Raw genomic sequence first — 14,026 nt, forward strand, 5'->3', positions numbered from 1 at the left:
TTCGTCCCTCCCACCGAGAGCCGCTCATGCGATCCCTCCTCCTGCTCGCCTGCCTCACGTCGTTCGCGACAGCCGCCGACCGCGCGACCCCGCCGGTCGAGGAACTTCCCACCGACCCGAAGGCCGCGAAGGTCGTGTTCGTCGCCGGGTCGAATTACTTCAAGCCCGGCGAGCACGAGTACGTCGGCGGGTGCGCCGTGCTGATGGACCTCGTGCGGCAGACGCCGGGCGTCGCGCCGGTGCTGGCCCTCGACTGGCCGAAGAAGCCGGAGACGTTCGCCGGGGCGAAGGCGGTCGTGTTCCTCATCGACGGCGGCGACAAGCACCCGTTCCTGAAGGAGAACCGGTTCGAGCAAATCCAGAAGCTGCTCGACGGCGGCACCGGCCTCGTGCAACTGCATCAAGTGCCCGACTACCCGAAGGACTTCGGCGACCGGGCGCGGGCAATCTCCGGGGCTGCGTGGGAGAGCAAGTTCTCGCAGCGGGCGCACTGGGTCCACGAGTTCAAGGACTTCCCGGCGCACCCGATCTTTCACGGCGTGACGCCGTTCAAGATCGACGACGGCTGGCTGTGGAACCTACGGTTCGCGGAGGGCGCGAAGGGCGTCACGCCGCTGTTGCGGACGTGGAACCCGAAGGCGAAGGCGGCGAAGAAGGCGGACCTGGAAGACGTGGTGGCGTGGGCGTTCGAGCGGCCCGGCGGCGGGCGGACGTTCTCGTTCACCGGCGGCCACCTGCACGCGAGCTTCGCGGAGGAAGGCTACCGCCGGTTCCTGACGAACGGCATCCTGTGGGCCGCGGGCCAGGATGTCCCGGCGGCCGGGGCGAAGGTCGATCTCGACGCGGCGGCGCTGCCGACGTACCTGAAACCGGCCCCGGCGAAGAAGTGACATGGCGCTCACGCGACTTCAATGGGCGGCGGCGAATAGAGTGCTTGAGGTGTTCGAGAACGCCCGGCTCCGTCCGGGCATGTACTTCTGGCCGATGGAGCCCGAAAGTGTAACGAACTGGATCATCGGTATCGGGTGCGGGTTTCAAGCCGCCCAACAGGCACGCCCCGAATGGTACTCCCTCAACGTGATTCGCAAGTACCGGTTGAAAACCGGCGCACGCGGATTGAACGGCTTCATCGATCAACTGCGTGCCCGCGGCATGGCAGGCGAAGACATCGTTGATGTCTTGCTTGCCATCCAGATCGAAACCTGGCAAGAATGGATAGACGCCGACTCCGTTCCCCGGAAGCAATCGCGATGACTCCTTCCACCATCTCCCGCCGGTCCGCCCTCCGCATCGGCGGGGCGTCGCTGTTCGGCCTCACGTTCCCGCAGCTGCTCGCGGCGGCCGAGAAGCCGGCCCGCAAGGCCCGCGTCAAGTCGATCATCTTCCTCCACCAGTGGGGCGGGCCGGGGCAGCACGAGACGTTCGACCCCAAGCCGGACGCCCCAGACAACGTCCGCGGCTGGTTCGGCGCGCGGAAGACGAAAGTCCCCGGCGTCCTGTTCGGCGAGAAGCTGCCGACGCTCGCGGCGATGGCGGACAAGCTCACCGTCGTCCGCAACATGCAGCACGCCGTCGCGATGAAGAACCACAACTCGGCGGGCTACTACAGCCTCACCGGCGTGCCGCCGGCCGTGGACGACCAGCGGCTCCGCGACTCGCTCGAACTGTTCCCGGCGTTCGGCAGCGTCGTCAACAAGTTCCTCCCGTCCGAGAAGGGCGTGGCCGGGTTCGTCTCGTTCCCGCACGTCATCGCCGACGGGTCGGTCACGCCCGGCCAGCACGCCAGCTTCCTCGGCAAGACGCACGCCCCGCTGCTCGTGACCGAAGACCCGAACGCCGAGCGGTTCCGGCTGCCGGAACTGACGCTGCCGGACGGCCTGACGCCGGACCGCCTCGAGGACCGGCGGCAGGTGCTGGACCTGATCGACGCGCAGTCGGACCTGATGGAGAAGTCGCTGCTCGCGAAGGGGCTGGACGCGTCGTACCAGAAGGCCGTGGCGATGCTCACGTCCCCGGCGTTCAAGACGGCGTTCGACCTGACGAAGGAGCCGAAGGCGGTGCGAGAGAAGTACGGCCGCACGACCTACGGCCAGTCGTGCCTGCTCGCCCGGCGACTTGTGGAAGCGGGGGCGAAGTTCGTCAACGTCTACTTCGCCCGGAGCATCGGCGGGGCGAACGGCGGGTGGGACTACCACGGGTTCCGCGGCGAGAACGTCGTCGAGCGGCTGAACTTCCTACTGCCGATCACCGACCTGACGCTGCCGACGCTCATCAACGACCTGGAAGAACGCGGGCTGTTGGACACGACGCTGGTGGTGTGGGTCGGCGAGTTCGGGCGGACGCCGCGGATCAGCAGCAACGGCGGCCGCGACCACTGGCCGGCGTGCTACAACGCGGTGCTGGCCGGCGGCGGGGCGCGGAAGGGGTACGTCCACGGGGCGAGCGACAAGCTGGCGGCGCAGCCGACGGTCGGCCGGGTGACGCCGGAGGACCTCGCGGCGACGATGTTCGACGCGCTCGGCCTCGACCCGGACCTGGAAGTGCGGGACACGCAGAACCGGCCGCTGCCGATCAGCCGTGGCAAGCCGGTGAAAGAGTTGTTCGCGTAATCACGGCCGGTCGCGCGGCGGGGGCGGGCCTTTCCCGAACGGCGGCCGCGGGCCGAATCGCGGCGGCGGCAGCGGCCGGCCTTCCGGATCTAACCGCGGCGGCGGCAGCGGCCGGCCCTCCGGGTCGAACATCGGCCGGTGCTCCGGCGGCGGTCTCTCGTCTGGCTTCTCTTCCTTCTGTTCCGGCTCCGGCACTTTCGCGGCCGGTTCCACGTTCTCGACCGGCGCGGCCTTCTCCGCCGGCTTCGCCGGGTCCAGTGCCTTCAGCACGCCGTAGATCACGACCGCGACCACGGCCACCCCGACGACGCCCGCCGTGCCGATCAGCCAGCCGCTCGGCCCGGCCTTCCGCTTCTTCCGCTTGTACTTCGCCACCACCTCGGTCGGCACGTCCTCGACCACCTCGAAGCCGGGGTCGTCCGGTTGCACGACCGAAATCGCCTCGGCCGTGATGCGGACGGCCGCCTGCGCCCCGATCGCGCCCGTCGGCGTGCCGCCCGCGAGTTCGCGCTCGATCTGCCGTAGCTCCTTGATGACCGCCTCGCCGGACTCCGGCCGCGCCTTCGGGTCGCGGGCCAGCAGTCGGTGAATGAGGTCCGCCAGTTGCGGCGGCACCGCCGGGTTGCCCTCTAGCACCGGCCGCGGGTCCTCGGACACGAGTGCCGTCAGCGTGTCCATGACCGTCGCCCGGACGAACGGGGCCTGGCCGACGCACATCCGGTACAGCACCGCGCCGAGGCTGAACAGGTCGCTCCGGGCGTCCACGGCGTGGCCGCGGGCCTGCTCCGGACTCATGAACGCCGGCGTGCCCATGACGACGCCGGCCTCGGTGATCGAACTGCGGCGATCCTTGTCCGCCGGCTTCGCGATGCCGAAGTCGAGAATCTTCACCCGGCCGTTCGGCGACTCCAGCCAGACGTTCGCCGGCTTCACGTCCCGGTGGATCAACCCCTGCTTGTGCGCCGCCGCCAGCCCGGCCGCGATCTCGCGGGCGATCCGCACGACCTGAGGCACCGACGGTAGGCCCTTCTTCTCGAAGAACGCTTCGAGGGATAGTCCCTTCAACAGCGGCATCACAAGGAACGCCGCCCCGTGGTGGTCGCCGACGTGGTAGATGCTGACGACGTTGTCGTGCGACACCGACGCCGCGGACCGGGCCTCCCGCAAGAACCGCTCGCGGGCCTCCGGGTCGGCCGAGTACTCGGGCAGCAGCACCTTGATCGCGACGTTCCGCCGCAGTTGCGTGTCCCACCCCTGGTATACGACGCCCATGCCGCCGGACCCGAGCTTCTTCCGCGTCTCGTACTCGCCGATCCGCCCGTCCTCCGCCCGCGGCAACACGCCCGCCGGCTTTGGCGTCAGGTTCGCCGGCGTGGCCGCCCGCTGCACGACCGTCTGCGCGTTCGGCGAGCTGACCGGGACGGGCGACGGCGTGGCCGGCATCGTCGGCTGAGCGGGTCCGGGCTGTGGGCGGTTCGACATCAGGTTCAAAGCCTACATGCGGCCGCGGCCTCCTCGTCAGGAAACGCGGACCGCGACGGTGGGCGACTGAACGAACTGTAGAACATGCAATTCTTCCAGGCGCTCAAAGTAGTTGCGCCCTCGCCGCGATTCTCTCGTCGCAAACGAACATACAGGCCGTGCAGGTTGTGCGTTCCGTCGGGCCGGGCCGTGTACATTTTTCAATCGCACGACAGCGCGACCTTTCGGCCCGGCGGTTGCCCGGCGTACAGTTGAGACGGCAACGGCTGCCGTGGCCGAATCTCGACAACACCGGAGGATGTCATGACCCGTTTCACCCTCGCGATCCTTTCGTTCGCGCTCGCGACCACCGCGGCGACCGCCGCCCCGCCGCCGGGCCGCACCCTCGAAGACGCCGCCACCGTCCTCGACGAACTGGCCGCGATCCCGGCGAAGGGGCTGCCGCCGAAGCTGCTCGCGGACGCCCACGGCATCGCGATCGTGCCGCGGGTCGTGAAGGCCGGGTTCGTCGTCGCCGGCCGTGGCGGGCACGGTGTCGTCCTGGCGAAGGACAAGGACGGGAACTGGAGCGACCCGGTGTTCGTCAACCTCGGCGGCGGCAGCATCGGGTTCCAGGTCGGCGTCGAATCGACGGACGTGGTCCTCGTGTTCCGCACCCGCAAGGGCCTCGACCGGCTACTCGACGGCAAGAACAAGCTGACCCTCGGGGCGGACGCCTCCGTCGCCGCCGGGCCGGTCGGTCGGCAAGCGCAAGCGGCGACGGACGGGAAGCTCGAAGCCGAGATCGTCTCGTACTCCCGCAGCCGCGGGCTGTTCGCCGGGGTGTCGCTGGACGGCACGGTGCTGAACGCCGACGCCCGGACGAACGCCGCGTACCAGAAGGACCCGGCGGCCGAGGACAAGAAGCTCGCGGCGCTCAAGGGGAGGCTCCTGGAGCTGAGCGGGACGAAGGCCGAGAAGCCGGTCGTGGTCGAGCCTCCGGTCACGATCCCGGCCGTGCCGCCGTCGAAGAAGCCGTGAAGAATTCAGGGCCGGACAATTTGTCTTGTTCTGGACAGAATTTGTCCTTCTCCTGATTAACTGAGCGTAGGCGGGGGGGCTGCCGGACATAGAATGTTGGTTTGACGGGTGACGTGTGCCCGGCTCGTGCCGCCCGACACGTGCCGGGCGGCAGTCCGAGGGGCGGGTTGGCGGGGGTGGTATGCGTCAGCCATTCGACCGCAACATCCTCCTCGGTATCCTGCTTCTCGCCGTTCTCATCGTCGCCAACGCCGCCGGCTCGTTCGCCAACGTCCGCGCCCTGAATGCCAACGCGAAGCACGTCGAGCACACGTACCAAGTCTTGAACACGCTCGGGTCCGCCCTCACCGCCTCCCGCAACCTGCAGGTCGCCCTCCGCGGGTACGCCATGACCGGCGACGAGGAGCAGGTCAAACTGTTCGACCGGAGCGTGGACGAACTCCGCGACACGCTCGACCGGCTGAAGGTTCTGACCGCCGACAACCCCTCCCAGAACCGGCAGGTCGATCGGATGGAAGAGGAGTCGCGGACGGCCGTGGGCCTCTTCCGGGACACGATGCGGGTCCGGCGGGACGGCGGGCTGGCGGCGGTGCAGCGGTTCATTGAGGCGAACCGCGGGCGGCCGGCGTACCTGACGGCCTTCTGGAAAATCGCCGACGAGTTCGAGGCCGAGGAGAGGCGGCTGCTGGCGGCCCGCGACGGTTCCATGCGGGACAGCTACGCGAACGCCGTGCTGTTCGCCGTCGCGTCGGCCGCGTTCGGGCTGGTGGCCGTCGGCCTGTTCGTGTGGGCCTTGCGGCGGGAACTCGCGGCCCGCGGGCGGGCCGCCACGGCCGTCGAGGAGCAGCGGCAGTGGCTGCACACGACCCTCGCCAGTATCGGCGACGCGGTCATCGCCACGGACGCCGCCGGGCGGGTCACGTTCCTCAACGGCGTCGCCGAGCGGCTGACCGGGTGGCCGACGGCCGAGGCCCAGGGGAGGCCGCTCGCCGAGGTGTTCCGGATCGTCAACGAGACGACCCGCGAGCCGGTCGAGAACCCCGCCCTGCGGGCGCTCGAGACGGGCGTGATCGTCGGGCTGGCGAACCACACGCTCCTGATCGCCCGCGACGGGACGGAGCGGCCGATCGACGACTCCGCCGCCCCGATCCGCGGGGCCGGCGGGGCGGTCGGCGGGGCCGTCCTCGTGTTCCGCGACATCTCCGACCGGAAGCGGGACGAGGAGGTGCTCAAGGAGAGCGAGGGCCGCCACCGGTTCCTGGCGAAGCTGGCCGACGCGACCCAGCCGCTCTCCGACCCGGACCTGGTGATGACGACGACGGCCCGACTGCTCGGCGAGCACCTCGGGGCGAACCGGTGCGCCTACGCGGAAGTCGAGGGCGAGGCGGTCTTCAACATCACCGGGAACTACACGGCCGGGGCCGAGAGCATCGTCGGCCGGTGGCCGGTGGCCGCGTTCGGGCCGGAGGTCGTGCGGCGGATGCGGGCGAACGAGCCGTTCGTCCTGAACGACGCGGAGACGGAGCCGACCACCGGCGGCGACCTGACGGCGTACCGGGAGACGGCCATCGCCGCGGCCGTTTGCGTCCCGCTGCACAAGGACGGGAAGTTCGTGGCCGCCATGGCCGTCCACCAGGCGAAGCCGCGGGCGTGGACGCCGGCGGAGGTGGAACTCGTCCGCCAGGTCGTCGGCCGGTGCTGGGACGCGATCGAGCGGGCGCGGGCGCGGGCCGAGTCCGACCGGCTGCGGCGGGTCTACCACACGTCCCTCTCGACGACCCCGGACCTCGTGTACGTGTTCGACCGGAACCACCGGTTCACGTACGCGAACGAGGCGCTGCTGACGATGTGGGGCCGGACGTGGGACGAGGCCGTCGGCAAGACGTGCCTGGACCTCGGCTACCCGGACTGGCACGCGGCCCTGCACGACCGGGAGATCGACCTAGTCGTCGCGACGCGGCGGCCGGTCCGCGGCGAGGTCCCGTTCACCGGCACGCACGGCCGCCGCATCTACGACTACATCTTCGTCCCCGTCCTCGGCGACGACGGCGAGGTCGAGGCCATCGCCGGGACGACCCGCGACGTGACCGACCGGAAGGCGGCCGAGGACGCGGTCAAGGACGCCGACCGCCGCAAGGACGAGTTCCTCGCGCTGCTCGCGCACGAGCTCCGCAACCCGCTCGCCCCGCTCCGCAACGGCCTCCAGGTCGTACGGATGTCCCAGGACGCCGGCGTCCGGGAGCGGGCGCAGAACATCATGGACCGGCAGCTCGCCCACATGGTCCGGCTGATCGACGACCTGCTCGACATCTCGCGGGTCAACCGGCAGAAGTTCCACCTCCAGTTGGCGAAGGTCGCGCTCGCCGACGCCGTGACGAGCGCGGTGGAAGCCGCCCGGCCGCAGATCGACGCGGCCGGCCAGGAGCTGACCGTCCGGCTGCCGGACGAGCCGATCCCCCTCGACGCCGACCTGACGCGGCTGGCCCAGGTGTTCTCGAACCTGTTGGCGAACAGCGCCAAGTACACCCCCCGCGGCGGGCACGTCGAACTGGCCGCCCGGTTGGACGGCAACGAGGTCGTCGTCACCGTCCGGGACGACGGCATCGGCATCCCGCCGGAATCGCTGCCGACGATCTTCGGCATGTTCTCGCAGGTGGACCGCAGCCTGGAGCGGACGACCGGCGGCCTCGGCATCGGGCTGGCGCTCGTGAAGGCGTTCACCGAGATGCACGGCGGCACGGCCACGGCCGAAAGCGAGGGCGTCGGCCTCGGCAGCACGTTCACCGTCCGGTTACCCGTCGCCGCGACGGACGGGGGGCGGCCCGAGCCGGAACCGGCGGCCCCGGTCAACGCCCCGCCCCACCGCATCCTGGTGGTGGACGACAACCGCGACTCCGCGGAGTCCATGGCCGAAATGCTCCGGCTCCTCGGCCACGCGGTCACGTTGGCCCACGACGGGCTCGAGGCGGTCGAACGGGCGGAGGCGGACCGGCCGGACATCGTGCTCATGGACATCGGCATGCCCCGGCTGAACGGGTTCGACGCGACCCGCCGCATCCGCGAGCACCCGTGGGGGCAAGTGATGACGATCGTCGCGCTAACCGGGTGGGGCCAGGACGCGGACCGGGCGCGGTCGAAGGAGGCCGGGTGCGACGGCCACCTCGTCAAGCCGGTCGCCCTGCCGGACCTGGAGAAGATGTTCGCCGAGTTGGCCCGGCCGCGGGCGTCGTGACCGGCGGTCACGGCGTCGCCGCCGCGGCGCGGTCGGTCGTCGGTTCCGCGATCTCCGTCGCCGCCCCGCGGCCCTCCCGCCGGGTCAGGACCTGCGTGACCTCCGCCCCGAAGAACAGGATCAGCCCGGAGTAGTAAATCCACACGACGAGCACGACGATCGACCCGGCCGCCCCGAACGGCGACGCGACCCCGGCCCGGCCGAGGTAGAGGCCGATGAGGTACTTGCCGAGGGTGAACAGTACCGCCGTCACCGCCGCCCCGACCCACACGTCCCGCCACCGCAGCTCCACGTCCGGGAGGATTTTAAACATCATCGCGAACAGCGCCGTCACGATCACGAAGCTGAGGGCGACGTTCGCGAACTGCATCAGCCCGCCGAGGCCGGGGAACGCCCGCTCGAAGTACCCGCCCATCGCCGACAGGACGGTCGAGAGGACGAGGGACACGAGGAGCAGGAAGCCGACGCACAGGACCATGGCGAACGAAAGGAACCGGTCCACGACAATCCCGCGGATGCCGCGGCCGGGCTTCGGCTTCACCTCCCAGATCGTGTTCAGCGCGTCCTGCAGCTCGCCGAATACGCCGGACGCGCCGAACAGTAGTGTCACGACGCCGATGACCGTTGCGACGATCCCGGCGTTCGGCCGGTCGGCGTGTTCGAGCAACGTCTTGATCGCGTCCCCGCCGGCCGGCCCGACCATGTCCCGGAACTGGCCGACGATCTGCTCGCGGGCGGCCTCGTCGCCGAACGCGAACCCGGCGACGGCGACGGCGATGACGAGCAGCGGCGCGAGCGACAGGATCGTGTAGTAGGCCAGCGCGGCCGCCAGCCGCGGGGCCTTGTGCTCGACCCACTCGCCCCCGGCTTGCCGGACGACGTTCCACAACTCGCGCAGGTTCATCTCGACGTTCCTGGTGGCCCCGGTATCCCTCCGCTGACCGAGCAGGTTCGATGCCGGCGAATTCTCCCAATCCGCGGCCGGCCCAACGACCCGGCGCGAGAGTTGCGACGTTATGGCCGGGCGCGGCGTTGCCGCATTTCAGAACTCGCACCGGAGATAAGCCATGGCTGAGAAATACCAACGGAACGACGGGAAGAACGGGAAGGACCCGGAGAAGAGCGTGGACCTGCCGCCGTACGGCAGCCGGAACCCGGACCCGATCACGGACACGGCGGGGTCGCACCCGATCGAAACCGGCGTCGGCGCGGTCGTCGGCGGCGTGGCTAGCGGGCTGGCCGTCGGCGCGGCCGGCGGGCCGGTCGGGGCGGTCGTCGGCGCGATCATCGGCGGGACGGCGGCCGGCGGGCTGGCCGGCAAGGGCGTCGGCGAGTTGATCGACCCGACGACGGAAGACAACTGGATCCGCGAGTACCTGGACGAGCACCGCAGCGACAGCAAAATCGCCGAGGCCCACCGCGGCGCGGCGTACCGGTTCGGCGTACGGGCCGAGACGCGGTACCCGACCAGCCAGTTCGACTTCGTCGAGCCGCAGCTGGAGGCCGACTGGGACCAGCTCTACCCGGACGGCCCGGCGTGGAACGACGTGAAGGGGTTCGCCCGCGACGGGTTCGCCCGGTCCCGCGACTTGCGGAATCAGTTCCAGTAACCGACCCCTAGCCGCAAAAGAACCCCCGGCCGTGCCGGGGGTTCTTTGTTGCGCCCGGCACGTCGGTTGCCCGGTGTGTACGGCGTCGGGCGATTCCCGCCCGGCGACCCACGCGGAGGATTACCCATGTCGGATCAACGCGACAAGGGGCGGATGAATACCCACGACACCGGGGCCGCCCAGAGCCGGGCCCGCGACGACCTGCGGACGGCGACCAAGAAGTCGAAGCCGAACGAGAAGCGGGACGAGGACCGCGACCGCGAGGACGACAAGGAGAAGGACCGCGGCGACGAGAACGAGTGACAAAAAAACACCGGGCCGATGGCCCGGTGTTTCGCTTTACGGCTTTCGTTACTTTGCCTCGACCTTCACCTTGAAGTCCACGGTCGTAGCCGCGCCGGTCTCCGGCGTGCCGGTGATCTTGACGACGTGCTCGCCGACCGGCGCGGTCTTGTCCGCCTCGACCGTCACCGCCACGTCCGCCTTGTCCGAGCTGTTGACGGTCTTGTTGGCGAGATCGACCTTCAGCCCGGACGGGGCCGTCGCGTCGAGCTTCACGTTCTGCTTGAAGTTCGACCCGCGGTCGAGGGTGACCGTCACCGTCTCGCGGTCGCCCTGCTTCAGCGTCGTCGCCATCGCCGGGGCCTTCAGCTTGAACGAGTCGTTCGTCCCGGTGTGCCCGCCGGTCGAGCTGTTGTTGCACCCGGCGGAAACCAGCACGGCGGCGGCCACCAACCCGGTCGGTATCAATTTGAGCAGTCGCATGTTTAGTCTCCAGGTAAGAAGCGATCCCGGCCCGCGGGTACGCCGCGGACCGACGGGAGTGAAAACGCACCTGTCGTGCCACACCCCCCCGAATTCGCGCAGCCGTGGGCAGTTCATTTCCTGCCGGCGGGCCGGGCGGCGCAAGGCCGGCGAAATTCCTGCGGCCCGGCGTACCAGTCCGGTTTGGCACGGTGGGTGCGTGACGTTCGCCACGGTCCGGGGTCGCCCCGGCTGACCGGTTCCGTCGAGGAGGACTTTCACCATGCACGCGTCCAACACCGCATACGACACCGACACGCCGCTGCAAACGTGGGTCGGGGACGGCGAATCGTCGATGACGGAACAACTGCACAAGCACCTCGCGGACATGACCGAGCTGTGCGCGCAGGTGAAGGACGCCCGCGACGAGTGCGAGGACCGCGGCGAGGATTGGTGCGGGCTGTTCGACGAACTGATCCAAACGCTGGAACACCACCAGAGCATGATCGCCGGGCAGTTGTCGGAGATCCGCCAGACGGCCGCCGACGAGTTCTACGAGGACGCCACCTGCGTCCGGTAGTCGCGAACACACGCCATCAGGGGAGGACATTGTCATGAGGCTCACGGGTTTGGGGCTGCTGATCGTCGGCCTCGTCAGCGCGGCGTTTACGCTCGTCCAGGCCATGACCGCGCCGGTCACGTCGGAACCCGCGGTGAATACGGCCCGCGTCTTCCCGACCGTGCAACTGTTACTTTCCATCGTGGCCGCGGTCGCCGGCGTGCTGCTGCTCAACTTCGGGGGCAGTGGCGTCATCAAGACGAGAGACCCCGCCGTCCGGAACTGACCGATATGCGTTGAAACAGCGGCCCCGCCTCCGACCGGACGCGGGGCTTTTTCGTGCGCCCCGCGGGAATGCTCCCCCGGCGAATCGGCAGTCGGGTGCGCGGTTTGGGCGCGGCATTTGCCTGTTGTGACCCATTGGCTGATACCCAGTTTGGCCAACAGGAGCGGACCCCATGTCTGCCGTATCCCCGTTGCCGGATGCCCGGCCGATCCCGCCCGAAGCCGTCGTGCGGCCGCGGCGCATCTTGATCGTCGAACCGGACCCGGATGTCGGCCGGCAGTTGCAGCAACTGTTGGAACCCGACGCCCGGCTGCGGGTCGCCGTCACGTCGGACGGGACGGCCGTGTTACAAGACCTGGTCGCGCACAACACGAGCATCGTGATCGCGGACCTGCGGACGCCGGACATGGACGCGATGCGGCTGTTGCAAGAGATCAAGGACCGGAACCTGCCGGTGGCCGTGGTCGTGACCGCCGGGGCGAGCACGATCGACGAGGCCGTCCACGCGATGCAACTCGGGGCCATCGACTTCCTGACGAAGCCGGTGGACATCGACCACCTCCGCCGGGTCATCAACACCGCGCTGCGGGAGCGGGCGCTGCAGGACGAGCTGTCGTACCTGCGGGAGCAGTTGCAGACGCGGTACTCGTTCCAGAACATCCTGAGCAAGAACCCGCAGATGCACGCGATCTTCGAGCTGATCGCGAACCTGACGCACACGAACTCGACGGTGCTGATCGAGGGCGCGACCGGGACCGGCAAGGAGCAGATCGCCCGCGCCATCCACCAGGCGTCGCAGGCCCGGACCGGGCCGATGGTCGCGATCAACTGCGCCGCGCTGCCGGACAACCTGCTGGAGAGCGAGTTGTTCGGCCACGAGAAGGGGGCGTTCACCAGCGCCGTGGGCCAGCGGATCGGCCGGTTCGAGATGGCCCACGGCGGCACAATCTTTCTCGACGAGGTCGGCGACGTGCCGCCGTCGATGCAGGCAAAGCTGCTCCGCGTGCTCCAGGAGCGGCAGTTCGAGCGCGTCGGCGGCACGGAGAGCATCCAGGTTGACGTGCGGGTCATCGCGGCAACGAACAAGTCGCTGTTGAAGCTCGTGAAGAAGGGGACGTTCCGCGAGGACCTGTACTACCGCCTCGACGTGGTGAAGATCGACGTGCCGTCCTTGTGCGACCGGGCGGAGGACATCCCGCTGTTGGCAACGCACTTCTGCCAGAAGTACGCGCCGCCCGGCGAGCCGGCGAAGCGGATATCCCCGGCGGCGATGACGATGCTGCTCAACTACCGGTGGCCCGGCAACATTCGCGAGCTGGAGAACGTCATCGAGCGGGCGTGCGTGACCTCACAGGACCAGGTGATCCAGCCGGCGAACCTGCCGGCCGAACTGTCCGGCGGGGCGCTGCCGAAGCTACCGGTGGAGGTGAACATCGACCGGCCGCTGCCGGAACTGCTACGGCAGTCCACGATCGCGATCGAGCGGCAGTACATCCGGAAGGCGTTGAAGAAGGCCCGCGGGAACGTCGGCCGGTGCGCCGAGATTTGCGGCCTGTCGCGGCGGAGCATTACCGCGAAGTTGGCCGAGTACGAGCTGGACAAGAAGCAGTTCAAGCACGAGTAAATCAGTGGAACCCGGAGCGGCAGCGACGGGGTGTAGGATCGGTTCCCACACCCCGTCGCTACCGCTCCGGGTTCCACATTCGGTTACCGCTTCGGCCGGGCGTCCACCTTCAGCACCGTCATCTCCGGGTTCGTCTTCGTCGTCACGACCACGAAGTCGTCCTTCCGCAGGTCCTCGAGCTTCGCGCTCGACCCGTCGCGGGTCACCTTCGCGTCCGCCGGGACGAAGTGCGTGTGCTCCTCGTTCGTCGTCCCGCTCCGCATCGTCAGCGTGTTCGTGCCGACCTTCACGACCGTGCCGTCGTGCGACTTCTCGCCGATCGGCACCGCCTCCACGTTGTTGTTGTTCCGCGCTTCCATCGGCCGCGGCGTGTAGAAGGACTGCGAGGTCGTCGGCCCGGTCCCCTGCGTCGTCCGCGACTCGTACGGGCTGTAGATCGGGTACGGCGACGCGCACGGCACCGAGCCGCCGGTCGCGTACCCCGTCGTCGGAGTGTAGAAGGAGCTGGACGAGTACGTCGGGGTCGAGGGCCACGTCGTCGAGGGGTACGAGTTCGACCACGAGCCTTGGGGGTAGGTGTACGCGGACCCGGAGGTCGTGTACGGCATGCCGTGGACCCACCCGGTGTTGTACGAGTTGTCGTAGTACCCGCCGCCGTAGTACCCGCCCGGCGAGTAGGAGCTGCCGCCGGACCACGACGCCCCGCGGTCGCGGCCGCGGCCGCGGCCGAAGAGTCGGAACTGCGCGTCGGCCGTGTCCACGACGAACACGGACACCGCGAGGGCGGCCGTCATGGCGGTGAGGGAGCGATGTTGCATGAGAGTGCCTCCTGAGGGAGTCGGAACGGGCGGACGGGCGGC

14 protein-coding genes are annotated in these 14,026 nt (G+C 69.3%); 10 read left to right on the forward strand and 4 right to left on the reverse strand.

The window, feature by feature from the left end; all coding sequences use genetic code 11:
- Positions 1-26: 26 nt before the first annotated feature.
- From AC5JJ2_RS25790 to AC5JJ2_RS25800, 3 genes are read left to right on the forward strand one after another with little or no spacing between them, the layout of a single operon-like run.
- Positions 27-890, forward strand: coding sequence for a ThuA domain-containing protein (locus AC5JJ2_RS25790; protein ID WP_495860925.1), 864 nt, complete (start codon positions 27-29; stop codon positions 888-890).
- 1 nt (position 891) lies between these two features.
- Positions 892-1,254, forward strand: a complete 363-nt coding sequence (locus AC5JJ2_RS25795) for a hypothetical protein (RefSeq protein ID WP_495860926.1) — start codon at positions 892-894, stop codon at positions 1,252-1,254.
- Positions 1,251-2,609, forward strand: coding sequence for a DUF1501 domain-containing protein (locus AC5JJ2_RS25800; RefSeq protein ID WP_495860927.1), 1,359 nt, complete (start codon positions 1,251-1,253; stop codon positions 2,607-2,609). The genes AC5JJ2_RS25795 and AC5JJ2_RS25800 overlap by 4 nt, the downstream gene beginning before the upstream one ends.
- Here the strand turns inward: AC5JJ2_RS25800 and AC5JJ2_RS25805 are convergent, their stop codons facing one another.
- Positions 2,610-4,091: a serine/threonine-protein kinase gene (locus tag AC5JJ2_RS25805; protein ID WP_495860928.1), complete on the reverse strand. Its 1,482-nt coding sequence runs from the start codon at positions 4,089-4,091 to the stop codon at positions 2,610-2,612. It lies immediately after the preceding gene.
- Positions 4,092-4,394: 303 nt separating this feature from the next.
- Here AC5JJ2_RS25805 and AC5JJ2_RS25810 point away from each other — a divergent pair, with 303 nt between their 5' ends.
- Both AC5JJ2_RS25810 and AC5JJ2_RS25815 read left to right on the forward strand, forming a co-directional pair.
- Positions 4,395-5,111 carry a lipid-binding SYLF domain-containing protein gene (locus tag AC5JJ2_RS25810; RefSeq protein ID WP_495860929.1) on the forward strand — a complete coding sequence of 239 codons (717 nt, stop codon included), beginning with the start codon at positions 4,395-4,397 and terminating at the stop codon, positions 5,109-5,111.
- A 181-nt stretch (positions 5,112-5,292) separates the two neighbouring features.
- Positions 5,293-8,343: a PAS domain-containing protein gene (locus tag AC5JJ2_RS25815; protein WP_495860930.1), complete on the forward strand. Its 3,051-nt coding sequence runs from the start codon at positions 5,293-5,295 to the stop codon at positions 8,341-8,343.
- A gap of 7 nt (positions 8,344-8,350) precedes the next feature.
- On the opposite strand, the gene AC5JJ2_RS25820 is transcribed toward AC5JJ2_RS25815, so the two are convergent.
- A complete protein-coding gene (locus AC5JJ2_RS25820; protein WP_495860931.1) occupies positions 8,351-9,247 on the reverse strand; it encodes a YihY/virulence factor BrkB family protein in 897 nt (298 codons plus the stop codon).
- Between the two features lie 163 nt (positions 9,248-9,410).
- Between AC5JJ2_RS25820 and AC5JJ2_RS25825 the strand changes: the two genes are divergently transcribed.
- Both AC5JJ2_RS25825 and AC5JJ2_RS25830 read left to right on the forward strand, forming a co-directional pair.
- On the forward strand, positions 9,411-9,953 hold the full coding sequence (locus AC5JJ2_RS25825) for a hypothetical protein (RefSeq protein WP_495860932.1): 543 nt from the start codon (positions 9,411-9,413) through the stop codon (positions 9,951-9,953).
- A gap of 126 nt (positions 9,954-10,079) precedes the next feature.
- Positions 10,080-10,256 carry a hypothetical protein gene (locus AC5JJ2_RS25830; protein WP_495860933.1) on the forward strand — a complete coding sequence of 59 codons (177 nt, stop codon included), beginning with the start codon at positions 10,080-10,082 and terminating at the stop codon, positions 10,254-10,256.
- A gap of 48 nt (positions 10,257-10,304) precedes the next feature.
- Here the strand turns inward: AC5JJ2_RS25830 and AC5JJ2_RS25835 are convergent, their stop codons facing one another.
- Positions 10,305-10,718, reverse strand: coding sequence for a COG1470 family protein (locus AC5JJ2_RS25835; RefSeq protein ID WP_495860934.1), 414 nt, complete (start codon positions 10,716-10,718; stop codon positions 10,305-10,307).
- A gap of 262 nt (positions 10,719-10,980) precedes the next feature.
- Between AC5JJ2_RS25835 and AC5JJ2_RS25840 the strand changes: the two genes are divergently transcribed.
- The 3 genes from AC5JJ2_RS25840 to AC5JJ2_RS25850 all read left to right on the forward strand — a co-directional run bounded on the left by AC5JJ2_RS25840 (position 10,981) and on the right by AC5JJ2_RS25850 (position 13,166).
- Positions 10,981-11,277 (forward strand): hypothetical protein, encoded by a 297-nt coding sequence (locus AC5JJ2_RS25840; protein ID WP_495860935.1) that lies wholly within the window; start codon positions 10,981-10,983, stop codon positions 11,275-11,277.
- A gap of 34 nt (positions 11,278-11,311) precedes the next feature.
- Positions 11,312-11,542, forward strand: coding sequence for a hypothetical protein (locus tag AC5JJ2_RS25845; RefSeq protein WP_495860936.1), 231 nt, complete (start codon positions 11,312-11,314; stop codon positions 11,540-11,542).
- A gap of 172 nt (positions 11,543-11,714) precedes the next feature.
- The gene (locus AC5JJ2_RS25850; protein ID WP_495860937.1) at positions 11,715-13,166 is read left to right on the forward strand and encodes a sigma-54-dependent transcriptional regulator; all 1,452 of its coding nucleotides are present in this window, start codon (positions 11,715-11,717) and stop codon (positions 13,164-13,166) included.
- An 83-nt stretch (positions 13,167-13,249) separates the two neighbouring features.
- Here AC5JJ2_RS25850 and AC5JJ2_RS25855 read toward each other — a convergent pair whose 3' ends face one another.
- A complete protein-coding gene (locus AC5JJ2_RS25855) occupies positions 13,250-13,984 on the reverse strand; it encodes a hypothetical protein (RefSeq protein ID WP_495860938.1) in 735 nt (244 codons plus the stop codon).
- Positions 13,985-14,026: the final 42 nt, after the last annotated feature.

It is taken from the genome of Limnoglobus sp. (assembly GCF_059499385.1).